Origin of the sequence: Pedobacter aquae (genome assembly GCF_008195825.1) — a bacterium.
In the GTDB taxonomy this organism is placed as follows: domain Bacteria; phylum Bacteroidota; class Bacteroidia; order Sphingobacteriales; family Sphingobacteriaceae; genus Pseudopedobacter; species Pseudopedobacter aquae.
The window spans coordinates 1,608,566-1,631,343 of the sequence record NZ_CP043329.1; the positions used below are offsets into that span (position 1 = coordinate 1,608,566).

Consider the following 22,778-nt stretch of genomic DNA (forward strand, 5'->3'; position numbering starts at 1 on the left):
GGTATAAACTAATATTGATTGTTAATGTCTTGCTTTAATATTACACGTTTGCAATAATCTTGCACAAAACCAAAGCCATAAGCTGTTAGCTGTATGAAAGACGCAATAATGCTCAAAAATGCAACATTTAATGACTTATTTCTAAACAATGAATCAAAAAATATCAACATTATATAAACAAGCAATAATAAATTTGCCAAAACAGCTAAGGTTGAAGAAAAAAGATTTAGTATGAATACTAAAACCAAAAAAGCTGTAAAGGCTATAGGTAGTAAATGAACTGCTTTTAGGGTATCCGGATAACGGAGAAATAAATCTACCCGGGTGCGTCCAAAAGAGTGAATTTGTTTCCAAAATTGTTTAAAACTAGTTCTTCTTTTATGGTAAACTTTTGCCTCTGGCACTAAAGCTATTTTAAAGCCCATTTGATGTATGCGGATAGATAAATCCATATCTTCTCCCATACGGGTTAACTTAAAACCTTCAGTTTTTTCCCAAACTTCTCTAGAAATACCCATATTAAAGCTTCTAGGGTGAAACTTACCTCCTGCATTTTTTTGCTTGCTTCTAATGCCTCCGGTAGTTAAAAAGGAAGTCATACCATAACTGATGGCTTTTTGTACAGATGTAAAAGAAGAATGTGCTTCATCCGGACCACCGTAAGCGTCTAAATATTCCTGATAAAAATGGTCTTTTAAAAGTTCTAAATAGTTATGGGGGATGATACAATCTGAATCAAAAAAGATAAAATAATCTCCTTTAGCTCGCTCAAAACCATAATTACGAGCAAAGCCTTGTCCAGCATTTTCTTTATAAAAATAATATATATCTAACTGATTCTTAAAGCCCTCTATAATAGCCTTAGCATCATGCTTAGAACCGTCTTCTACCACCAAAACCTCAAAAGAAGTATAAGTTTGCTGCGTTAAACTTTCTAGCAGTTCTTTTATCTCTTGCGGCCTGTTGTATAAAGGAATAATGATGGAAAAAAACATTTAAGATAAAGAGGTTAATGAGTTAATCCAGAACTTTTGATAACATCATGAAAATGAACGACAAACTATATTTCTTTTTCTATTTGATATTGATTTCTGTTAACAGAACTTCTTGAAACCAGCTCGGCAACAAAACCTGTTAAAAACAACTGTGCCCCCACCACCACCGCAACCAATGCGATGTAAAACATGGGTTGCTCTGTTACTTCTCTTTGATAAGGAGTGTGCATAGCAATATGGTAAAGTTTTTCTCCTATAATCCATAAAGCCATAATACTACCGAAAAAGAAGCTTAAAACCCCCATAGTACCAAAAAAATGCATCGGTCTTTTACCAAATTTACCTACAAAAAAGATAGAAAGTAAATCTAGAAAACCATTGATAAATCTGCTAAAACCAAATTTAGTTGTACCGTATTTTCTGGCCCTGTGCTCTACAACTTGTTCTTCTATTTTGTTAAAACCAGCCCATTTAGCAATTACCGGTATGTAACGGTGCATTTCGCCATACACCTCAATATTTTTCACCACCTCTTTGCGGTAAGCTTTTAATCCGCAATTAAAATCATGAAGGTTATAAATACCAGACATGCTTCTGGTTGCAGCGTTAAATAATTTAGTTGGGATGGTTTTACTTAGCGGATCGTAACGTTTTTTCTTCCAGCCAGAAATTAAATCTAGCTTCTCTTCTTTTATACGACGGTAAAGCACTGGAATTTCATCCGGAGAGTCTTGCAAATCAGCATCCATAGTGATGACTACATCTCCGTTTACGGCATTAAAACCTACATTTAAAGCAGCAGATTTACCGTAATTTCTTCTAAATTTAATGGCTTTTATTTGCTCATGCTCTTGTTGTAACTCCTCTATCTTCTCCCAAGAACCATCGTTACTACCATCATCAATTAAGATAATTTCATAACTGTAAGCGTTTTTTTGCATTACTTGTCTTATCCATTGGGTAAGTTCTGGTAATGATTCTACTTCATTATATAAGGGTATTACAACTGAAATATCCATTTCTTAACATGGGCTTTTTAGGGCAGCCAACCTATTTTATTGATGATTTATATTGATAACGAATAACTATGCTTCGCTTTCGCTTTCTTCAAACATAGGTGCTTCCTTTTTAAAGATAGCTGCAAATACCAAACTTAAAGCTGCGCCTGTTAAAGTGTACATAATAGCTGTGGTTACAGCAGCTAAATAAGGCCCCCAACTTCTAGCTATACTCATGGCGGCATCTATTTGTTTAGATGATTGTCCTTGGTCTAACATCTGGTTTTCTGCTTCAACCAAACCCAATTCTAATACATCAGGGTTTAACCATTTTAAATAAACCAGCATAAATAAACCCATCATTAAAGAAAGTAATGAGCTAAATCTAAAACCTGTGTTAAATGCTCTACCAAAAGAGATATAGCCATCTAGTTCCTTTTCTTTATGATTTTTAATAGCCAAAGCCAAGCAAGCTATAAAAGGAATGTAAGTTATATAGTTTAACGCGGATTTTTGATCAACCTCTGCAAAGTAAAACACATAGGTTAAAATAACAATCATCACAAAAGCTAATAGAGCCCAGTAACTTGCTGTTTTTGTTGGTCTAACTTCTAATTCTTTCATGGTTATGCTTGGTTATAGTTTACAATTAAATCTAAAACAGCGGCATCAAAAGCCGGGTCTTCACTTAAAGCTTTAAACTCTTTCAAATACTGAGCATCTGGATTGATATTATAGAAAAATGCCATCAACGGAAAAAATAATTCTCTAATTTCTGAATCTGGAGAAAGCTTTTTAGATATCCTGGCTATTTCTATTAAAGAGCTTTCCATTAATACCTGGTTGGCAATAACATCTTCATAAATGCGATGCTCGTCTTGAAACTCATCCTCATCAACCAATAAAAACTCTTTTAAATAGTCGTCTAAAGATGGGTCAATATCTTCATCATCACACTCTTTAAGGTACAATAAAAGGTTTAAAAGTTCTGTACCTCTATCAATGGTTTCTTCTTCTATTTTCTCCCATTCTGGAGATTCTAAATAATCTTCATCTAACTTCTTAGCATCTTCGGCAAAAAAGTTAATCAATAACAAATCAAAAGATAGTTCTCTTACCGGATCTAAAGCTGCTGAAGTATCAAAAACTTCATCCATAGCAGACAGTTTATCCATAAAATGTTGATCTGAACCAAAAATGGCTATTAACTGATTAAGTTCTTGTTGAGCAGATACACCTTCTAATGCAGAAAATGTATTAAAAAGGCTCTCTAATGCTGCTTTTACTTTTTTGTCCATAAGCTTTTGATTTTATTTAGCTTCGTAAAGCTGATGATTATTAATGGTTAACCAAACTTTTCCTTTTAATTTTTCTCCAATAAAAGGCGAGTTTTTAGATTTTGAATAATTATTTTCTGTGGTGTAGTGCCACTCACTTTCATCAAACAAAGTTAAATTGGCCAGTACCCCTTCTTTAATTTCTGGCTGCTGTAAACCTAAAATATTTCTTGGACCAATGGCTAATTTTTCTACAATTTCTTGCGCATTTAAACCCGCTTTAAACAACAATGGCAAAGCTGTTTGCAAACCTGTAATGCCATAAGCAGCTGTTTCAAACTCTACTTCTTTAAACTCTATCTCGTGTGGCGTATGCTGAGAAACAACAGCATCAATAGTGCCGTCTTTTACACCTGTTAGTAAAGCCTCAACATCAGTATTTGTTCTTAAAGGAGGTTTAACTTTATAATGGGTATCAAAATCATGTAAAGCTTGCTCTGTTAAAACTAAATGATGAGCCGTAACATCGCAAGTAACCTGTAAACCTTTGGCTTTAGCAGCCTTAATAAGTGCTACGCTATGTGCTGTAGAAATACTGGTGAAATGTATTTTAGATTGGGTATATTCTGCTAAATATAAATCCCTTACGATCATTAATTCTTCAGCGATATTAGGAATACCTTTCATCCCTAAATAAGTACTCATTTCGCCTTCGTTCATTTTAGCTTTTCCGGCTATAGAGCTATCTTCAGGATAAGAAATCACCAAAGCATCAAAACCTTTTGCATATAATAAAGCTCTTTCCATTAAACCAGCGTCTTGTACAGGTGCTGTACCATCTGTAAAAGCTACAGCACCAGACTGGGTCATATCGTACATTTCTGCAAGGTCTTTACCTTCTTTCTTTTGCGAAATGGTACCGTAAGGAAAAATATCAACTAATAATCCTTTAGCTCTGTTTTTTAAATATTCTACCTGCGCTTTAGCATCAACAGGTGGTTGTGTATTGGGCATAACGCCAACTCCAGTAAAACCACCGGCAGCTGCTGCTGCACTACCGCTTATAAAATCTTCTTTATTTTCTAAGCCTAACTCGCCTAAATTGGTATTCAAATCAAAAAAACCTACCGATAAGTATTTGCCTTTTGCATCAATAGTTTTTGTTTCTGATGGCTCAATATCAGCAGCTATTTTACTGATGATACCATTTTCTAAAAGCACATCAACTACTTTTAAATGATGCGGGGAGGCAGGACTTACAAGCGTACAGGATTTTATAAGGATATTCATGATCAATTTATTGCAGTTTTATTTGCCTGGATTTTGAAATACTTTATAAGAAGCATCTCAAGAGCCAAAAATATCAAAACCAAAATTATACAAAGTTTCCATAAAGAAGCACCTAATTTCACTTCTTTTATCTGATTGGCTATGGATGATGTACCAGCTTCAATAATTTCGGTGTTTTTCCCAAAACTATTATTCAAATCAGCGTCGCTGGCATAACTTAAATCAGACTCTTTTCTGCTTTGGTTAAAGGCCAGTACAGCAATTAGTTTATCTTTTTTATAAAGGTCATAAAAACCTTGCGCTTTAACTTGGTCGGCAAAGAAAATAACCGTTCCTGCTTGATTATTACGAAGCTCTGGTATAATTTCTTGCTTAGCAGATTTTAGTGTTAAAACCTCACTAGTTGCTAAATCAACATCGTTTATCAACGCTGTTTCTTGCATACCTAAAATGTAAAACAGCGTTTGTTCTTGCCTTTTTAGCAATGCCATTTTAAATAAAAGCGGCAAAAACAAACCATGGTTAGTGAAATTAGAAACTTTCGGGTCTAGCGTTATAGCGCTTAAATAAAGATTACCCTTTCCTAATTGATAGGCTTGCAAAAGAGGTAAACCAGCATCAACCTCCATTAAATTTTGCTTATTGGTTTTGGTAACATTACTTAACTGGTAATAGCCAGATGTTTTAGGTAAATCTATTTGCTGAGGGATGTTTTCAAAAACATTTTCAAAAACCGGATGCTTTAAATTTAAACTCGCAGCCATTACGCTATCTTTTTGGTAACGGACGGGATAGTTTGCACCAGCTGCTTTCAAGAAATTGGTGTAAGAAGTTAAATCAGCCTCTAGAGGCAAGAAGACACTTAAATTACCACCATTTTTTAGGTAGGTTATCATTTGCTGACTTAAGCCCTCAGAAACACGCTTTAAATTATGCAGCACAATTAAATGTTGCTGTTTTAAATCGCTATAATTTATTTGGCTTTCGCCGATGCTTTGCACTTTGAAAAAGCTGTCCGTTTCAAAAGCTGATGCTATAGCATTAGCCTCGATCATTTGGTTAATGATGGTTATAGGAAGCTCTTTTTTGACCTGAAAAGCAAAAAACAAAGCATCATCAAAAACCATCGGATAATCTTTAACCCTTAGCTCTCCTTTTTGCCAACCGTTGTTTAAACCAGAAAAAGTAAGGGTATCTAAACTGCTTTCTCGTGGTGCTATAGCTACTTTGCCAATGGCCTTTATTTGATTGTTAATTTTTAAGGTGAGCGATACATCTGCTAAGCTTTTATCAGAATAATTTTTTACCCTAACTACCAATTGTTCTTTACTTTGCGGACGATGCAAAGGAGAAATAAACCAAACACTATCTACCGCAACATTGGGTAAGCTATTAGCTTTTAGTTTGATAAGATGATATTTTGCTGTGCTATCTTTTTGCAACTGAAGATTACCTTGCTGCTGAAAATCAGACACCAAATAAGCATGTTTTTGATAACCATTATTTGTATTAAAAAAGCGCTCTTGCTGATTTAAAACTTGCTGATAATCATATGTTCTTGCACTAATTTCTATAGCATCTAAAGCTTCAAGAAAAGCTTCTTTATCTAACAATCTGTTTTGCGAGCCGTTAAAATCATTACTTAAAAGCTGAAATTTATCGGTTAAGCCATAAGTAGCTACAATTTCTTTGGCTTTACGTTTGGCCTCATCTAGCAAACGACCATCCTGATTAACAGCTTCCATAGAATAAGAATTATCTATGTAAATGCTTAACAAATGGTTTTGACTGGCAGAGAAAGTATTTTCTTCTGGAACATAAGGCTTAGCAAAAGCTAAAACCAAAAAAGTGATGGCTAAAATCCTACTCAGTAAAATTAAACGCTCTTTTATATTCCTTCTAGATGAAGTTTGCTGTTGTATATCCTTTAAAAAGCTAGTATTAGAGAAATAAACTTTTTTGAACTTCCTGAAATTGAAAAGATGAATAATCACCGGAATGGCAATTAATAATAATCCGAAAAGAAATTCAGGATAATAAAACTTCATTAAGAATCAAAGATATTAATTTTTATCAGTTGATGGTAATCAGTTGCCTGTTATCGATTACGAGTTGACAGTTTAAAGTTGACAGCTATAAACTATAGACCATAAACAATGGACTATTTACCATCAACCATGGACTATTAACCATGGACCATCAACAATGGACACTAGTAAACCATCAACAATAGACCAGCCTATTCCGGTAAATACTTAGACAAATAAGGCTTAAGCTTAGCATCGTAACCATAAACATCATCTGCGATGATTAATTTTCCGCTATCATTTGTCCAGGCGGTATAATAAGCAATGAAAACTTTTACAGGCTCTTTAATTTTAACCCATCTGGAAGCTATCTCCTCTCCTTTGGCCGCGGCCTGAGTTTCTTTTTCTATACGTTGAGACTCCTTGTCATTGTTCAATAAGAAAGCAGCTAATTTCATAGGTTTTTCTACACGTACGCAACCATGACTAACCGCTCTGTTTTTCTCCTGAAACATGGCTTTGGCAGGTGTATCATGCAAATATATAGCATAAGGATTTTGAAAAATAAACTTGATTTGACCTAAGGAATTATCAGCACCTGGGTTTTGTTTAAAAGCATAATCGGCAACAGAAGCTGTGCTCCAATCTATACTTCTTGCATCTACCAACTCGCCTACCTTATTGTAAGCTACCATATTATTCTCCTCCAAATAATTTGGATTAGATTGTAAGCTTACCATAATTTCTTTACCAGCAATGCTTTTAGGAATATTCCAAACAGGGTTCACCTGCATCCTATCTATATTGCCGCTTAAAATTGGTGTTTCATGGTTTTTACCATCTTTAGAAAACGGAGCATAAGCCGTTTCGCCAACGCAAACCTTCATTTCTAAATCGGTAGTATTGTTTTCTATCATCCTGAGCTTAAATTCCGGGATATTTACCAATAAATACTTACCGCTGTACTCTTTTGTTGGCCATCTTAAACGCTCTAAAGAAAAGTAAATTTTTTGTTTATCGCTGGCGCTTAAAGCTTGTTCTGGCTGCTCATTTATCAACAGGTTTTGTAGCCTTTGGTAATAACCATTTTTAGGCTGAATATCCTTTAAAAAATTAGCTAATTGTAATTGGTCTAATGTTTTATGAGAATCAATAAAATCTGGTCTTTTTACGCTCACATAATATCGTCCGAAAATATTTTTAGGATTTACGGCTCCATATTTCAAGATATTAGAATAATTTATCAAAGCATCGGCACTTAAAATTTCTAAACTTGCTAATAAGGGATAGCTTTCTTCAACTTTTTTAAATTTTTTAGTTTTCACCTGATGTAATAAATCATTAATCTCCTTGGTATGAAAATAAGATGGATTTAGCCCATGAAAAACACTCAATTTCAAGTATCGGGATAAAGTATCAAGCTCTCCATTAATTAAAAAATCTCCAATAAGGGTTAAGCCTTTTTCCTCTTCTTCGTACATTTTACTTATCCATTTTGGGTTATGGATACGTTCTTTTTCTTTTACTAACTGCTTCTTAAAAACCTGATAATAGGCAGTGGTATCAAAATCTTTGTATTTTTTACTTTTAAAGGTCTTGGCTAAATCTCTTCCAAACTCTTCGTGTTTGTATTTTTTGCAAGACACTAACAAGAATAAACAAACAATAAATAGGTTGATGGTATACTTTAAACTCATATATGTTTTTTGCTTTGTGCTTAGGCAATTGTTATGCCCTTATGTAAATCACCAAATTTCAATCTATCTCCAAAGACTAAAATAAATATCATATTACCTTGTAATTTAAGCAATGCTTTATATATTTGCAGCATTCTAATATTTCTCTTCACGTAGAAATTATTAAAAAGACAAAATGAAAAAGTTTTTAACCACTGTACATCATCACATTCATCACCACTTAGGTGGTGCGCTATAGTATGTTTTGTACGTCAAAACTTTTCATTTTAAATAATCAATTAGTCTTTTAATAATAAATAATCATCTTGAAAACTTTAAAAATTGCTATCCAAAAGTCGGGCAGACTTAACGAAAAATCTGTAGAACTATTAAAAAACTGCGGTTTAAGCTTCGAAAACTATAAAAGCTCCTTAATATCATCGGTTTCAAATTTCCCTTTAGAAATTTTATTCTTAAGAGATGATGATATTCCGGAATATGTACAAGACGGTATTGCTGATATTGGTATCGTTGGCGAAAATGTTATTGCAGAAACCAAGGTAGAAGTTGCTTATTTGCAACGTTTAGGCTTTGGTAAATGCAAATTAAAACTGGCAGTTCCGGTTAACAGTAACATAACAGCTATAGAAGATTTAAACGGTAAAGCTGTTGCAACTTCTTACCCAGTTATCTTAGAAAAATTCTTTAACGACAATAATATTAAAGCTGATGTTAAGATGATTTCTGGCTCAGTAGAAATTGCGCCAGGCTTAGGTCTTAGCGATGCTATTTTTGATATTGTTTCTACTGGCGGAACTTTAAAAAGTAATGGTTTAAAACCATTTGCCGATGTGATGTCTTCTGAAGCCATTTTAATTGGTAGAAACGGCGAAGAAGAAAATCCGCTTATTCAAGAACTTATACAGAGAATACAATCTGTTTTAAGAGCCAAAGAAACCAAATATGTGGTTTTAAATGTAGAAAAGAAAAACCTTGAGACTGTTATTTCGTTACTTCCAGGAGTAAAAAGTCCTTCTGTAGTATCTTTAGCTGAAGAAGGCTGGGTAGCTATACACACCGTTATTCCTGAGCAGGATTTTTGGGAGAAAATAAACTCTTTAAGAGCTGCTGGCGCACAAGGTATTGTGGTAATGCCTATTGAGAAGATTATATTTTAGATGTGCTATTTGAGTATTAAGATAAGAAACACGAGATATTTAGACTTAGCAATATAAAGATTTGATTAAGAAATGAAGGATACGATAATGAGGCAATACAATTTTAAAGCTTTAAGCAAAGCGGATATAAATCAACTTATTTTACGTAATACTGATAGTGGTAATGCGATTAGAGAAAGTGTGCTAAACATTATTGAAGAAGTAAAAACTCATGGCGACGATGCTTTAAAAAACTTTGCTCAAAAATTTGATCAGGTAGATTTACAGCAATTATATATCGGTAAAGAAGCATTAACAAAACTGGCTGAGGAAATTCCGCAACAGGTTAAAGATGCTATTACTACCGCTTATCAAAATATCAAGAAATTTCACGAAAGCCAAACATCAAGCAAGCAAGTTATAGAAACCAGTATTGGTGTAAACTGCTGGAGAGAATCTAGAGCTATAGAACGTGTGGGATTATACATACCAGGCGGTTCTGCCGTTTTACCAAGTACTTTTTTAATGTTGGGTGTTCCAGCAAAAATTGCTGGCTGTAAAGAAATTGTGGTTTGCTCTCCACCTCAAAAAAATGGTTCTGTTAATGGCTATATAGCCTTTGTCGCTCAACTACTCGGGATAGAAAAAATATATTTAGCTGGTGGCGCACAAGCTGTTGCTGCTATGGCTTACGGTACAGCAAGCATCCCTAAAGTGGATAAAATTTTTGGCCCAGGAAATCAGTTTGTAACGATGGCTAAAACCATTGTACAATCTACTACCAATACCGCTATTGATATGCCTGCCGGACCATCAGAAGTATTGGTGATTGCTGATGAAACGGCAAACCCGGTTTTTGTAGCTGCTGATTTATTAGCGCAAGCAGAACACGGCCCAGATAGTCAGGCTGTTTTAGTAAGTACATCGGCTAGTTTAATTGAAAAATCATTAGAAGAAGTGAGCAAGCAATTAGCTGTTTTACCAAGAAAAGAAGTTGCGGCTAAAGCCCTTACCAATTCTTATACCGTTTTGGTTGATGATTTGGAAGAGGCTATGGATTTCAGCAACCAATACGCCCCTGAACACCTGATACTGGCAACTGATAACTGGCAACTGATAACCGATAAAATCACGAATGCAGGTTCTGTTTTCTTGGGTAATCTTACTCCAGAAAGTGCTGGCGATTATGCTAGCGGCACCAACCATACTTTGCCAACCAGTGCTTATGCCCGCTCTTACTCTGGTGTTTCTTTAGATTCTTTTGTTAAGAAAATCACGTTCCAGCACATCAGCGAAAGCGGCATAAAAAACTTAGGCCCTACAGTAGAAATTTTAGCAGAAATTGAAGGCTTGCATGCGCACAAAAATGCGGTAACTGTGAGATTAGAAAATATTTAAGAATGACGATTTTAGATTTACGAATTGCTAATCTAAAATCGTAAATCGTTCCTTTTAAATTAATTAAAATCATGTTTGATATCAACAATATCATCAGAACCAATATTAAAAACCTTAAACCATACTCTTCAGCAAGAGATGAGTTTAAAGGCGAAGCTTCTGTTTACTTAGATGCTAATGAGAATGCTTTTGGTTCTCCTTTAGCGACCCAGTATAACCGTTATCCAGACCCCATGGCTTATGCCGTAAAAACTCGTTTAAGCGAAATAAAAGGGGTTCCTGCTAAAAATATCTTTTTAGGAAATGGGAGCGATGAAGCTATTGACATCCTATTTAGAAGCTTTTGTAACCCCAGTGTGGATAATGTGATTATCGTTCCTCCTACTTATGGGATGTATGAAGTTTCTGCCAACATTAACGATGTTGAGCTTAAAAGAGTAAACCTTACGGCAGATTATCAACTTAACCTAGAAGGAATTGCAGAGGCTATAGATAAAAATACTAAACTGATTTTCATTTGCTCGCCAAATAACCCAACAGGAAACAGCATTCATAGAGAAGATATTGAAACCTTATTAGCCAATTTCAATGGCATCGTAGTAATAGATGAGGCTTATATCAATTTCTCACGTCAAAAATCCTTTATTCAGGAACTTACAGAATATGCTAATCTGGTAGTTTTACAAACTTTATCTAAAGCTTGGGGCTTAGCTGCTTTACGTGTTGGGATGGCCTTTGCTAGCGAAGAAATTATTGAGGTATTTAATAAAGTTAAGCCTCCTTATAACATCAATGAAGCATCGCAACAATTGGCTTTAGGGGCTTTACAAAATACCAATCAGGTTAACGAGTGGATAAAAGAAACGCTGAAAGAAAGAGACCAATTGGTTGTCAATCTTAAAAATTTAGACTTTGTATTAGATATTTATCCGTCTGATGCTAATTTCATTTTAGTAAAAACCACTGCTGCTGATGCTATTTACAATTTATTAGTTGATAAAGGGATCATCATCAGAAACAGAAATAAAGTAGAACTTTGCGAGGGTTGCTTAAGAATTACCATTGGTACACCACAAGAAAATCAAACATTAATAGAAACTTTAAAATCCTATAAAGGATGAAAAAAATACTCTTTTTAGACCGCGACGGAACTTTGATTCTGGAGCCAGCAGATGAACAGATAGATTCTTTTGAAAAGTTAGAGTTCTATCCTGGAGCTATCAGCAACCTTGCTAAAATTATAAAAGAATTAGATTATGATTTAGTGATGGTTACCAATCAGGATGGTTTAGGTACAGCATCGCACCCTGAAGAAAATTTTTGGCCGGTACATAATTTCATCATCAAAACTTTAGAAAACGAGGGTATTTCTTTTTCTGAGGTTGTTATTGATAAAACTTTTGCTAAAGATAATGCCCCTACCCGTAAACCAGGTACTGCTTTATTGCAGCATTATTTTAATGCAGAGGAATACAACTTAAAAGAATCTTTTGTAATTGGCGATAGATTAAACGATGTTGTTTTAGCTAAAAACTTAGGTGCTAAAGCTATTTGGTTAAATAATAATCCGGATTTGGGAGCCTCTGAAGCTCAAAATAAAATTGATAATGCTCAAGAAATTATTGCTTTAGAAACCAGCGACTGGAATAAGATTTACGAGTTCTTAAAAGTTGGCAAACGCGAAGTTTCTCATGTAAGAAAAACCAAAGAAACAGATATTCAAATTAAATTGAATTTGGATGGTAAAGGTGATACCAATATCTCAACCGGATTACATTTCTTCGACCATATGCTAGACCAAATTGGCAGACATGGTGGTTTTGATTTAACTGTGATCACCAAAGGCGATTTACATATTGACGAGCACCACACCATAGAAGATACCGGAATTGCACTTGGCGAAGCCTTTTTAGAAGCTTTGGCAGATAAAAAAGGTATTGAAAGGTATGGCTTTTGCTTACCTATGGATGATTGTTTAGCACAAGTAGCCATAGATTTTGGTGGCAGAAACTGGATTGTTTGGGATGCTGATTTTAAAAGAGAAAAAGTTGGCGATATGCCTACAGAAATGTTCTTTCACTTCTTTAAATCATTCTCTGATGCTTCAAAATCAAATTTAAATATCAAAGCAGAAGGCGATAACGAGCATCATAAAATTGAAGCTATTTTTAAAGCCTTTGCAAAAGCTATTAAAATGTCTATTAAAAGAGATGTAAATAATATGCGTTTGCCAAGTACAAAAGGATTATTATAATTAGATTAAGGAGCAAAGAGTAAAGAACAAAGAATTAGATTAAGGAGCAAAGAGTAAAGAACAAAGAGCGAAGAACTAGATTAAAGAGCAATGAGTAAAGAATAAAAAGCGAAGAACTAGATTAAAGAGCACAGAATAAGGACAGGTATCAGTCTTTTCTCCTTATTCCTTTCTCTTTCATCCTTTCTCCTTACTCCTTACTCCATCAACATCAAATAATCAAATCATGATTGGAATAGTTAACTACGGTGCCGGAAACATATTTTCTTTAACCTCTGCTTTAGAAAGGTTAAACATCCAATACGGAATGATTAACCAAGAAAGTGATTTCGATTTATACGAAAAAATTATCATTCCTGGAGTTGGCCATGCCGGTGCTGCTATGCAAAAACTTACCGAATCTGGTTTGGTTCCTGCAATAAAAGCCCTAAAAAAACCAGTTTTAGGTATTTGTGTAGGAATGCAATTAATCACCTCTTATTCAGAAGAGGGAGATTCTGATTTATTAGATATAATTCCTGTAAAAACACTTCGGTTTAAGGAAGAAATATCGCACAAAGTCCCACACATGGGCTGGAACCAAATTTATCCAGAAAACGATAGTCCTATTTTCTCTAAAATTGCCCCAGGAACCTACTTTTATTTTGTTCACTCTTATTTTATAGAATTTAATCCTAAATTTACCGCTGCTACCTGCAATTACGGAATTAAATTTTCTGCGGGTATTCAAAAAGATAACTTTTATGCAGTTCAGTTTCATCCAGAAAAATCTGGAGAAGCTGGCGAACAACTGCTTAAAAATTTTGCTAACTTATAATTTCAAGAGATGTATATCATTCCTGCAGTAGACGTTTTAAATCAAAAAGTAGTTAGACTTCGCGAAGGCGATTATAACCAGGTAACTCAGTATGAAGTATCCTTAGAAGAACAAATAGAAACTTACCAATCTAACGGTACCGAGTTTGTTCATATCATAGATTTAAATGGCGCAAAAGGCGATTTCTCTAATCAGCAATACCTCTTTGATATCATTAAAAAAACCGACATGAAGGTACAATATGGTGGTGGTGTTAGAAGCATAGAAAAAGTAAAAGAATTAATAGACTCTGGTATTCATCGTGTTATAGTAGGTACGCAAGCTATTACAAACCCAACTTTTTTAGAAGAGCTAAGCAAAGAAGTTTGTAATAAAACCAAATGTTCTGACCAAGTTGTGGTTGCTATAGATGTATTGGATGAAGTTATCAAATACTCCGGTTGGATGGAAAGCTCGCCTATTAAATTGATGGATTATGTGGATAGATGCTTACAACTAGGTTTCTTTAGATTTTTATGTACCGATATTAATAAAGACGGAAAACTAGGTGGCGCCGGAGTAGATTTATACAAAAAACTATTAGCCCACTCTCCTTTCATTAAATTAATTGCTTCTGGCGGTATTAGCTCTATGGCTGATATTGAAGAATTAAATGAATTTAAGATTGAGTCTTGCGTGGTAGGTAAAGCCATTTATGAAGGAAGAATTTCTATAGAAGAAATTAAAAACTGGAATTTACAAATGCTTACTTCGCTTTAAGCCCAAAATATCGTGTTAAGTAAAAGAATTATCCCTTGTTTAGACGTTAAAGACGGCAGAACGGTTAAAGGCGTAAATTTTATAGATTTAAGAGATGCCGGAGACCCTGTAGAATTGGCTTGGCAATACTCTCAACAAGGTGCAGATGAGTTGGTTTTCTTAGATATAGCCGCTACTCACGAAAAGCGAAAACCACTTTAGATATGGTTAAAGCGGTTGCCCGTCAAGTTAACATTCCCTTTACTATAGGTGGTGGTATTAGTGAATTAAAAGACGCTGAAGCCCTTTTAAATGCTGGTGCAGATAAAATATCTATCAATTCTGCCGCTGTAAGAAGACCAGAATTAATTAATGAATTAGCCAATGCTTTCGGCGTACAATTTGTGGTTTTAGCTGTTGATACCAAGCATTTGCCTCAGGGAGATTTTGTTCATTTAAATGGAGGTAGAATTCCTACAGAAATACAAACACAACACTGGATAAAGGAAGCAGAAAGTAGAGGTGCTGGCGAAATATTATTAACATCCATGGATAAAGACGGTACAAAATCTGGCTTTGATAATATCCTCCTAAAAGAAATTAATGATAGGGTTACCATACCTGTTATAGCTTCTGGTGGCGCCGGTAATGAACAAGATTTTATAGATGTTTTTCAAAAATCTGATGTTGATGCAGCTTTAGCTGCTTCTGTTTTTCATTATGGCGAGATATTAATTCCAGAATTGAAGGCTTTATTAAAACAAAATAACATAGCGGTAAGAATATAAGAGCTAATTTTTAGTAATTTTAAGTAATGGAATCCATCACAATAGAAATATTAAATCCAAAAGTTAAAAGGCTATTACAAAATTTAGCAGACTTAAATCTAATTGCTATTTCGCAAAATGAAGCAACTTCTGAAGATCTTAAACAATGGGATTTGCTAACAAAAGAGCAACAAGAGGGGATTTTTGATGCCATAGAATCTGTAAAATCAGGTAAAGGGAAACCGCATAATGAAGTAATGGATAAACTAAAAAAAATCTATAAATGATTAATGAGATAGTTTGGTCTCCTGAATCTGAAAATGATTTATCCATTATCCTAGAATACCTTGTATCAAAATGGAATATTAAAGTTGCTACCCATTTTTTAGATGAAATTGAGCATCAAATACAACTCATAGACAGTAACCCTAAATTGTATCCTATAATTCATAAAGAACAACAGTTTAGACAATGTGTCATCACAAAACATAATAGTTTGATTTACGGTCATGAAAACAAACAGATTATTATCCTAAGAATTTTTGACACGAGACAAAATCCAAAAAAATTAAAATTTCAGTAATAGTGAAAATAGATTTCCAAAAAAGCGATGGCTTAGTGCCAGTAATAATTCAGGATGAGCAAACATTAGAAGTTTTAATGTTAGGCTACATGAATGAAGAAGCTTATTTAAAAACAGAGCAAGAAGGAAAAGTCACTTTTTTTTCTCGTTCAAAAAATAGGTTATGGACAAAAGGTGAAGAAAGCGGAAATTTTCTTTTTGTAAAATCTATCAGTATAGATTGTGACAAAGACACCATTTTAATAAAAGCTAACCCGGTTGGACCAACCTGCCATACAGGTTCTAGAAGTTGCTTTTTTACTGATTATAATCAAAACTTCATCTTTAAACTAGAAGCTATCATTAAAGATAGGTACGATAACCCTAGTCAAGAATCATACGTTAATAAACTACGCCAAAAAGGATTAAATAAAATTGCACAAAAAGTTGGCGAAGAAGGTGTAGAAACCGTAATTGCCGCTTTAGCAGAAACAGATGCAGATTTTATAAACGAATCTTCTGATTTAGTTTTCCATCTTTTGGTTCTTTTAAAAGAAAAAGGCTTCACGCTAGAAGATATTGCTAAAAACCTAGAAGGCAGACATAAATAGACGTGAGATACTGTTTTATGATTTAAGTTTAAATGATGAGAGTAGATACTTTAGAAGGCCATAATAACCCAGTTTATGCCGTCATCAGTCATCCAAAGCTTCCATTAGTATATACCGCAGGTAATGATAAAGGAATTGTTGAGTGGGACTTAGTTAGCCAAAAGCATAACCGTATTTTCAATCAAGTTAAAAGCACTATTTACGCTTTAGAAATTGTAATTACTCAGCAATTACTAATTGCTGGTTGTAATGATGGTACACTTTTATTCTTTGACTTAACAAGCACCAAACTTTTAAAAACAATTCCTCTAGCAGCTGCTATTTTCCATATCAAATATCATCCTGTTAAAGAAGAACTCATCGTTTCTACAGATAATGGAAGTATTTTCATTATCTCTCTTACAGATAAAAGCATATTACACCAGTTTAAATCAGGTAATGAGAAAATAAGAGCTTTTGATTTTAGCGATGTTTTAAATTATCTGGTAACAGCTTCTAATGATAATTCAGTAAGGATTTATAACCTTCAGGATTACACTTTTATACACGAATTTGAAGCACATAGCATGGGTGTTGGCGCAGTAAAATTCTCTCCAGACCACCGCTTTTTGCTAACAGGTTCTAGAGATGCTCATTTAAGAAGCTGGCACACCCAGAATTGGGCTTGCGAACATAATTTTCCGGCTCATTTATTTGCCATTTATAAAATTGCTTACCATCCTACCCTACCTTATTTTATAACTTGTAGCAGAGATAAATCTATCAAGATTTGGAGAACAGACGACTTAAGTTTATTTAAAAATTTGAGTATTGATAAGGGCTTACCCGGACACCGACTGTCTGTAAACGATGCTTGCTGGTCATCAGACGGAAAATATATCATTTCTGTAAGTGATGATAAACAAGTAAAAGTTTGGGATTTTACGGCTTAAGACTATCCAACTTTAGATAATTGCGTAGTAATTTTCTCATATAAAACGTGTTGGTCTACTGGCTTGGTCATAAAATCATTCACACCTAATTCAAAAACTCGTTGTTTAGTGCTCTCCATCACATCGGCAGTTAATACAATAATAGGAATGTCTTTATAATGAACACCAGCCCTACTGTTTCTTATAGCTTCAGTAGCTTCGTAACCATCCATCACTGGCATTTGTAAATCCATTAATATGATATCTACTTCATTATTTTTAAGGATTTCTAAACTCTCTGCACCATCAGCAGCAAATAAAGCCGTGGTATTAGCCCACTTCTTCAAAATCATTTTCACAACCATTTGGTTTAACTGATTATCCTCTACCACTAAAACTGTTTTACCTAATAAATCTCGGCTATCTGATGGAAATAAATTTATTGCTTTAGCTTCTTGTGGCGCCAACGGGTAACTTAACAATACTTTACAAGTTGTACCTTCATTTAACGTACTTTCTAAGCTTACTTCACCCTCATGCAAATCAACCAAAGCTTTTACAATACATAAGCCAATACCAAAGCCGCCAAATTTTCGCTTGTTATCAATATTTACCTGAGTAAACATATCAAAAACTGTATTTATTTTCTCCTGACTTATCCCAATTCCGGTATCACTTATGGTGATAGCAAGATTCAACTTCTCGTTTATAACTGCATACTCCACGATGAATTTTACACCCCCCTTAATCGTGAATTTTATAGCATTGTTAAGAATATTATTGATGATTTGGCTTAAACGAGCTTCGTCTCCTATCACAGCTAAGTCAGCAGCTTTTGGCTTTATAAACTCAAATGCTAGGCCTTTATCTTTTGCCTGTATAGCAGCATTAAACTTTAATTTTTCTAAGATTTTAAGAGGCTCAAACTTAGTCTTCTGTAATTGTAATTCGCCTTTTTCTATTTTAGAAAAATCTAATATATCGTTAACAGATGATATCAAACTATCAGAAACATATTTGATAGTTTCCATCTTTTCCTTTACTTTTTCATCCTTTATTTCTGCTTCCAATGAATTTGCGATACCCAAAATAGCATTTAGAGGCGTTCTCAATTCGTGGCTCATGTTAGACAAGAAATAAGATTTTACCTCATTCATTTCTTGCGAACGTTGTAATGCAATAGCTTGTAATTTCTCTCTATCTGTTTTTAACAACCTGACACGGTTAGACATCGATAAAGAAAGCGCTATCACCTCTAAACCAATTCCTAGCTTAGTAACATTATCAATCCCTAGAGATAAAACTCCAAAATTCAATAAAATAGCAACTGTAAAACTCAAGAACAATATGGCTATGCCTGAAGTAAAAAACACATCAATAGGTTGCTTTTTAACGTTTAAGCTTATTACAGAAGCCAAAATCAATAACATTCCTATTAGGGTTAAAACGTTAACTATGGGGTACGAAAACTCTAAAAAAGAAGGAACTAATAAAACCCCAACTAAAACTACTGCCAAGGCTATATAAATAATTTTAAAGAACTGATGTAATAGCGGATTATACTTCTTAATGTTAAGAAAGTCTTCGGTGTATTTTCCAAAAAAGAAGGAACCTAAAATGGCGAAAATAATAACTGCATGAAGCGAAAACCACGAATTTGTTGAGCTTAAGTATTGATGATAATAGCCATCTAAAGAAAAGTGACAAAGCGCAACAAATATCACATATACAGAATAATATAAGAAAGATCTGTCTTGAAGTGCAAAGTAAAAAAAGAGATAAAAAATAGAAACTAGTAAAAGTATCCCATAAAAAACACCAAAAATGATTTGCTCATGGTAAACCTTTTGTAACAAACTTTCCTGACTGATGAGAATGAGTGGCAGATTATTCTTTTCGCCATCGTTAATAACTTCTAAATAAGCCGTTTTCTCTTCATGAGGCATTAATTCTATCTTGAATAAAGTTGCCCTGTTTTTAATACTTTTCTCTGAGAAATCTATATTATCTCCACTTTTTTGTAAAGTATATTTTCGAGTGTCTGTACTTTTAAACAAGTATAGATTCACATTATCTGTAACAGGTTCGGCTGTTTCTAAATAATACATCAATTCATGTTCTGTATTATTTTTTACAGCAAACTTCACCCAATAAGTGTCTTTGGTGAAACCTAAACTAGCTTCATTATTTTTTATGCGTTGAAACGGGAGCTTACCTTCTTGGTTTATGATTTGATTGATGGTATATTGCTGATCACCAACATTTAAAATACTAGCATAGGTAGTGATATAAGCTTTTTCTGGTAATTTATTTGGCTGTAAAATTACCTGAGCTTGAAGCACAGCAATATTCAAGAAAAAGAAAATGAGAGTTAAAAATCGCAAAAGTTAACGTTTATAAAATGAGCTTATTTACAATTTACCCTTTATAAACTTAGAAAGCAATATTTAGTTTTGATATCTTTTAATTATTCTCAACTTATGAGAATACTTTTTCAAATCAGAAGAGAATATTCCTTGGTTATCAATAAAATCAATTTTCACCCTTCCAGATGCATGTATAATCTGACTGTTATTCAGCATGATACCCACATGGGTGATTCTTCCTTCATCGTTATCAAAAAGGCTAAATCACCAGCTTTAGCTTCAGTAAGAAAATTAACCAAAGTACCTTGTTCTGCTTGCTGAGAAGCATCTCTTTTAATTTTTTTACCCAATATTTTAAAAACCATTTGGGTAAAACCAGAACAATCTATACCAAAATGCGTCCTTCCGCCCCATAAATAAGGAACATTTAAAAATCTTTTCGATATTTCTTCTACATCACCAGCAAAATCATCAGCACTTGGCATCATCACATTACTACTAATAATTTGATATTGCTCTTCATCTAAACTACATTTCCCATCTTCAAAAAAAGGCAATAAACTACCTGCGCATAAGTAAACTGGTTCTTTATGCGCTCCTTTTAAAGCTAGTGTGTTTACATCTAAAGTTAAAAACTGCGTATGCTGGTTGAGTTTATCAAACAAATGATTATCCAAAAACTTCACCTGCTTTTCATCTATCCAACCTTCGTAATCATCAAAAAAAGTTTTTACTCTTAGCCAATGGTCTTCCTGCTCAAGCACTTGCATGGTCTCGCCAAATAAAACTTGTGAAACCATTTCTGAGGAATGAGAAGCGTTTGCCCTTACTGGCACAACGGATAAAAAAGCAATAGCAAACTGTTTGTCCATAAAAATTATAATGTAGAAATAATTTTATGTAAATTAACACAAATGAACGACATCATGGAAAATTTCGCCACTTTTCAGAAAATTTTAATTGCAGTTGATGATAGTAAATATTCTTATAACGCTGCAAAATATGGTTTCGCACTAGCAAAAAAGCTAGGTGCTGAGGTTGGTTTAATCCACGTAAATGAGTTTCCGGTAACGGCAAATATTGCAGCCGACCCTTTATTGGGCGACCCAGGAATTTCTATTCCAAATATTTTAGATATACAAAAAGAAAGCGCTGTTAACCTAGTAAACAAAATTAAAGAAGAGTTTGCACAGGATTTATCGGTTAGCGAGTTTATTCTGGAAGGTAATATTACAGACGAAGTTATCAATACCGCAAAAAGTTTCAACGCAAGTTTAATAGTTTTAGGTACACATGGCAGAACGGGATTAAGCCATTTTATTGCAGGTTCTGTAGCAGAAAACATTGGCAGACATTCTGTATGCCCAGTTCTAATTGTTCCTACTAAATCATAAAAAAATCCGGCATTGTTTGATGCCGGATTTTTTTTAACCTTCTTGGTGTAACCAGGACTTTTTAGCCAATAGCTCTTCTTCAGTTTCTCTAACGTCTTCATCATCCACACAGCAGTCTACCGGGCAAACTGCCGCACACTGTGGCTCATCATGAAAACCTTTACATTCTGTACATTTATCAGAAACTATATAGTAAACTTCATCAGAAATTGCGCTTTGTACCTCATCAGCGTCAAGCGTTTCCCCTCCGCCAAAATCAATAATACCTTTTAAACTGGTTCCTTCAGAAAATTTCCATGGTTGTCCGGCATCGTAAATAGCATTATTCGGGCATTCAGGCTCACATGCTCCGCAATTTATACACTCATCTGTAATTTTAATAGCCATATCTTATAATATCTTCAGTCTTAAACGTAGTTTTGTGTCTTCCAAAATTAAGCTGCAAATATAACACATTTACAGTATTAGAGTTTTAAAATCTATGTCTAATTTTAATAAAGAGAAAAAAGCTGAGGCTTTGGTGACATTAGGAGCTTACATGCTTCAACCAGATGAGCAATTACAACAGCTTATTTTACAAGCCAAAAATAAAAATGGCTGGTTTACAGAGCGTGAAGTTAGCAATGCTGTTAAAGCTGTAGCGAGTTCTTTAAACACCGAAGACCTTGCTTATTGGCTCAATAATTATGAATTTAATACGAGTGCTAAAAAAATAGGGTTGGTTTTAGCAGGAAATATCCCTATGGTTGGTTTTCATGACATTATTTGCGTGTTATTGGCCGGGCATCATACACTCATCAAATTATCTTCTCAGGATGATATGCTGATTCCTTACATCCTAAACAAATTGATAGAAATTGAACCTGAATTTAAGTCTCAAATCAGTTTTGTACACAGGTTAGAGAATTTTGATGCGATCATTGCTACCGGAAGTAATAATACTTCCAGATATTTCGAATATTATTTCTCTAAAGTACCGCATATCATCAGAAAAAATAGAAATAGCATTGCTGTCTTATCTGGTAATGAATCTGAAACAGAACTTAAAGCTTTGGGAAAAGACATTTTGGATTTTTATGGTTTAGGATGCCGTAACGTTTCTAAAGTTTTAGTACCTAAAGACTATAATTTTATCCCGTTTTTTGAAGCGATAGAAGAATACAACACCATTATCAATCATCACAAATACCAAAACAATTACGACTATAATAAATCTATCTATCTGGTAAACAAGGTGGAGCATTTAGATAATGGATTTTTATTGTTAACCAGAAATGAGCAATTAAGCTCTCCCCTTTCTGTTTTATATTTTGAAGAATATGATGATTTAAAAACCGCAGAAGTTTATATTAAGGAAAAAAGCGAGCAGATACAGGTAGTTATAACTCATTTAAATTTAGATATTCCGAATGCTAAAGCTAGCTTTGGAGAAAGCCAGCAGCCAAAGCTTTGGGATTATGCCGATGGTATTGATACCATGAAGTTTCTAGCCGCCTTAAATTGATTTAAAAATAACCACCATCAGCAAACAAAAAATTTT

The 22,778-nt window shown here is 34.1% G+C and carries 22 protein-coding genes and 1 pseudogene; 13 read left to right on the plus strand and 10 right to left on the minus strand.

The window, feature by feature from the left end:
- Window positions 1-8 precede the first annotated feature (8 nt).
- The 7 genes from FYC62_RS06935 to FYC62_RS06965 all read right to left on the minus strand — a co-directional run bounded on the left by FYC62_RS06935 (window position 9) and on the right by FYC62_RS06965 (window position 8,284).
- Window positions 9-995: a glycosyltransferase gene (locus tag FYC62_RS06935; protein ID WP_149074438.1), complete on the minus strand. Its 987-nt coding sequence runs from the start codon at window positions 993-995 to the stop codon at window positions 9-11.
- Between the two features lie 65 nt (window positions 996-1,060).
- Entirely contained in the window at window positions 1,061-2,014 is a 954-nt protein-coding gene (locus FYC62_RS06940) for a glycosyltransferase family 2 protein (protein ID WP_039448565.1), read from the minus strand.
- A 66-nt stretch (window positions 2,015-2,080) separates the two neighbouring features.
- Window positions 2,081-2,617, minus strand: a complete 537-nt coding sequence (locus FYC62_RS06945; protein WP_039448563.1) for a DUF4199 domain-containing protein — start codon at window positions 2,615-2,617, stop codon at window positions 2,081-2,083.
- A gap of 2 nt (window positions 2,618-2,619) precedes the next feature.
- The gene (locus FYC62_RS06950; protein ID WP_149074439.1) at window positions 2,620-3,291 is read right to left on the minus strand and encodes a hypothetical protein; all 672 of its coding nucleotides are present in this window, start codon (window positions 3,289-3,291) and stop codon (window positions 2,620-2,622) included.
- Window positions 3,292-3,303: 12 nt separating this feature from the next.
- Window positions 3,304-4,560 carry a dihydroorotase gene (locus FYC62_RS06955; protein WP_205943816.1) on the minus strand — a complete coding sequence of 419 codons (1,257 nt, stop codon included), beginning with the start codon at window positions 4,558-4,560 and terminating at the stop codon, window positions 3,304-3,306.
- Window positions 4,561-4,562: 2 nt separating this feature from the next.
- Window positions 4,563-6,608 (minus strand): BatA domain-containing protein, encoded by a 2,046-nt coding sequence (locus FYC62_RS06960; RefSeq protein WP_149074440.1) that lies wholly within the window; start codon window positions 6,606-6,608, stop codon window positions 4,563-4,565.
- A gap of 191 nt (window positions 6,609-6,799) precedes the next feature.
- Complete coding sequence (locus tag FYC62_RS06965) at window positions 6,800-8,284, minus strand: L,D-transpeptidase family protein (RefSeq protein ID WP_149074441.1); 1,485 nt, start codon at window positions 8,282-8,284, stop codon at window positions 6,800-6,802.
- A gap of 305 nt (window positions 8,285-8,589) precedes the next feature.
- Between FYC62_RS06965 and hisG the strand changes: the two genes are divergently transcribed.
- The 11 genes and pseudogenes from hisG to FYC62_RS07020 all read left to right on the plus strand — a co-directional run bounded on the left by hisG (window position 8,590) and on the right by FYC62_RS07020 (window position 17,499).
- Window positions 8,590-9,441 carry an ATP phosphoribosyltransferase gene (gene hisG / locus FYC62_RS06970; RefSeq protein WP_149074442.1) on the plus strand — a complete coding sequence of 284 codons (852 nt, stop codon included), beginning with the start codon at window positions 8,590-8,592 and terminating at the stop codon, window positions 9,439-9,441.
- A gap of 72 nt (window positions 9,442-9,513) precedes the next feature.
- Window positions 9,514-10,818 carry a histidinol dehydrogenase gene (gene hisD, locus FYC62_RS06975; protein WP_240534848.1) on the plus strand — a complete coding sequence of 435 codons (1,305 nt, stop codon included), beginning with the start codon at window positions 9,514-9,516 and terminating at the stop codon, window positions 10,816-10,818.
- A gap of 71 nt (window positions 10,819-10,889) precedes the next feature.
- Window positions 10,890-11,939 carry a histidinol-phosphate transaminase gene (gene hisC / locus FYC62_RS06980; RefSeq protein ID WP_205943817.1) on the plus strand — a complete coding sequence of 350 codons (1,050 nt, stop codon included), beginning with the start codon at window positions 10,890-10,892 and terminating at the stop codon, window positions 11,937-11,939.
- Window positions 11,936-13,072, plus strand: coding sequence for a bifunctional histidinol-phosphatase/imidazoleglycerol-phosphate dehydratase HisB (gene hisB, locus FYC62_RS06985; protein WP_149074444.1), 1,137 nt, complete (start codon window positions 11,936-11,938; stop codon window positions 13,070-13,072). The genes hisC and hisB overlap by 4 nt, the downstream gene beginning before the upstream one ends.
- A gap of 226 nt (window positions 13,073-13,298) precedes the next feature.
- Entirely contained in the window at window positions 13,299-13,889 is a 591-nt protein-coding gene (gene hisH, locus FYC62_RS06990) for an imidazole glycerol phosphate synthase subunit HisH (protein ID WP_149074445.1), read from the plus strand.
- A 9-nt stretch (window positions 13,890-13,898) separates the two neighbouring features.
- Complete coding sequence (locus FYC62_RS06995; RefSeq protein WP_149074446.1) at window positions 13,899-14,648, plus strand: 1-(5-phosphoribosyl)-5-[(5-phosphoribosylamino)methylideneamino]imidazole-4-carboxamide isomerase; 750 nt, start codon at window positions 13,899-13,901, stop codon at window positions 14,646-14,648.
- A gap of 12 nt (window positions 14,649-14,660) precedes the next feature.
- Window positions 14,661-15,415, plus strand: a pseudogene (hisF, locus tag FYC62_RS07000) (imidazole glycerol phosphate synthase subunit HisF).
- Window positions 15,416-15,441: 26 nt separating this feature from the next.
- A complete protein-coding gene (locus tag FYC62_RS07005; RefSeq protein WP_149074447.1) occupies window positions 15,442-15,681 on the plus strand; it encodes a hypothetical protein in 240 nt (79 codons plus the stop codon).
- Window positions 15,678-15,977 carry a type II toxin-antitoxin system RelE/ParE family toxin gene (locus FYC62_RS07010; protein WP_149074448.1) on the plus strand — a complete coding sequence of 100 codons (300 nt, stop codon included), beginning with the start codon at window positions 15,678-15,680 and terminating at the stop codon, window positions 15,975-15,977. Before FYC62_RS07005 ends, FYC62_RS07010 begins: the two co-directional genes overlap by 4 nt.
- Window positions 15,978-15,979: 2 nt before the next feature.
- Window positions 15,980-16,567 carry a bifunctional phosphoribosyl-AMP cyclohydrolase/phosphoribosyl-ATP diphosphatase HisIE gene (hisIE, locus tag FYC62_RS07015; RefSeq protein ID WP_039448533.1) on the plus strand — a complete coding sequence of 196 codons (588 nt, stop codon included), beginning with the start codon at window positions 15,980-15,982 and terminating at the stop codon, window positions 16,565-16,567.
- A 35-nt stretch (window positions 16,568-16,602) separates the two neighbouring features.
- Window positions 16,603-17,499 (plus strand): WD40 repeat domain-containing protein, encoded by an 897-nt coding sequence (locus tag FYC62_RS07020; RefSeq protein ID WP_205943818.1) that lies wholly within the window; start codon window positions 16,603-16,605, stop codon window positions 17,497-17,499.
- A 2-nt stretch (window positions 17,500-17,501) separates the two neighbouring features.
- On the opposite strand, the gene FYC62_RS07025 is transcribed toward FYC62_RS07020, so the two are convergent.
- Together FYC62_RS07025 and FYC62_RS07030 are read right to left on the minus strand one after the other, a co-directional pair.
- Window positions 17,502-19,862, minus strand: coding sequence for a hybrid sensor histidine kinase/response regulator (locus FYC62_RS07025; protein WP_149074450.1), 2,361 nt, complete (start codon window positions 19,860-19,862; stop codon window positions 17,502-17,504).
- Window positions 19,863-20,053: 191 nt separating this feature from the next.
- Window positions 20,054-20,716 (minus strand): C40 family peptidase, encoded by a 663-nt coding sequence (locus tag FYC62_RS07030; protein ID WP_240534849.1) that lies wholly within the window; start codon window positions 20,714-20,716, stop codon window positions 20,054-20,056.
- A 42-nt stretch (window positions 20,717-20,758) separates the two neighbouring features.
- Between FYC62_RS07030 and FYC62_RS07035 the strand changes: the two genes are divergently transcribed.
- Window positions 20,759-21,238, plus strand: coding sequence for a universal stress protein (locus tag FYC62_RS07035; protein ID WP_237612878.1), 480 nt, complete (start codon window positions 20,759-20,761; stop codon window positions 21,236-21,238).
- Between the two features lie 33 nt (window positions 21,239-21,271).
- On the opposite strand, the gene FYC62_RS07040 is transcribed toward FYC62_RS07035, so the two are convergent.
- Window positions 21,272-21,625 (minus strand): 4Fe-4S dicluster domain-containing protein, encoded by a 354-nt coding sequence (locus FYC62_RS07040; RefSeq protein WP_039448519.1) that lies wholly within the window; start codon window positions 21,623-21,625, stop codon window positions 21,272-21,274.
- Window positions 21,626-21,719: 94 nt separating this feature from the next.
- On the opposite strand from FYC62_RS07040, the gene FYC62_RS07045 reads away from it, so the two are divergent.
- Entirely contained in the window at window positions 21,720-22,742 is a 1,023-nt protein-coding gene (locus tag FYC62_RS07045) for an acyl-CoA reductase (RefSeq protein ID WP_149074451.1), read from the plus strand.
- The last annotated feature ends 36 nt before the right edge of the window (window positions 22,743-22,778 follow it).

Coding starts and splice junctions, on each gene's coding strand:
- FYC62_RS06935 (WP_149074438.1), bottom strand. CDS start 995: ATGTTTTTTTCCATCATTATTCCTTTATACAACAGGCCGCAAGAGATA.
- FYC62_RS06940 (WP_039448565.1), bottom strand. CDS start 2,014: ATGGATATTTCAGTTGTAATACCCTTATATAATGAAGTAGAATCATTA.
- FYC62_RS06945 (WP_039448563.1), bottom strand. CDS start 2,617: ATGAAAGAATTAGAAGTTAGACCAACAAAAACAGCAAGTTACTGGGCT.
- FYC62_RS06950 (WP_149074439.1), bottom strand. CDS start 3,291: ATGGACAAAAAAGTAAAAGCAGCATTAGAGAGCCTTTTTAATACATTT.
- FYC62_RS06955 (WP_205943816.1), bottom strand. CDS start 4,560: ATGAATATCCTTATAAAATCCTGTACGCTTGTAAGTCCTGCCTCCCCG.
- FYC62_RS06960 (WP_149074440.1), bottom strand. CDS start 6,608: ATGAAGTTTTATTATCCTGAATTTCTTTTCGGATTATTATTAATTGCC.
- FYC62_RS06965 (WP_149074441.1), bottom strand. CDS start 8,284: ATGAGTTTAAAGTATACCATCAACCTATTTATTGTTTGTTTATTCTTG.
- hisD (WP_240534848.1), top strand. CDS start 9,514: ATGAAGGATACGATAATGAGGCAATACAATTTTAAAGCTTTAAGCAAA.
- hisC (WP_205943817.1), top strand. CDS start 10,890: ATGTTTGATATCAACAATATCATCAGAACCAATATTAAAAACCTTAAA.
- hisB (WP_149074444.1), top strand. CDS start 11,936: ATGAAAAAAATACTCTTTTTAGACCGCGACGGAACTTTGATTCTGGAG.
- hisH (WP_149074445.1), top strand. CDS start 13,299: ATGATTGGAATAGTTAACTACGGTGCCGGAAACATATTTTCTTTAACC.
- FYC62_RS06995 (WP_149074446.1), top strand. CDS start 13,899: ATGTATATCATTCCTGCAGTAGACGTTTTAAATCAAAAAGTAGTTAGA.
- FYC62_RS07005 (WP_149074447.1), top strand. CDS start 15,442: ATGGAATCCATCACAATAGAAATATTAAATCCAAAAGTTAAAAGGCTA.
- FYC62_RS07010 (WP_149074448.1), top strand. CDS start 15,678: ATGATTAATGAGATAGTTTGGTCTCCTGAATCTGAAAATGATTTATCC.
- FYC62_RS07020 (WP_205943818.1), top strand. CDS start 16,603: ATGAGAGTAGATACTTTAGAAGGCCATAATAACCCAGTTTATGCCGTC.
- FYC62_RS07030 (WP_240534849.1), bottom strand. CDS start 20,716: ATGGACAAACAGTTTGCTATTGCTTTTTTATCCGTTGTGCCAGTAAGG.
- FYC62_RS07035 (WP_237612878.1), top strand. CDS start 20,759: ATGAACGACATCATGGAAAATTTCGCCACTTTTCAGAAAATTTTAATT.
- FYC62_RS07040 (WP_039448519.1), bottom strand. CDS start 21,625: ATGGCTATTAAAATTACAGATGAGTGTATAAATTGCGGAGCATGTGAG.
- FYC62_RS07045 (WP_149074451.1), top strand. CDS start 21,720: ATGTCTAATTTTAATAAAGAGAAAAAAGCTGAGGCTTTGGTGACATTA.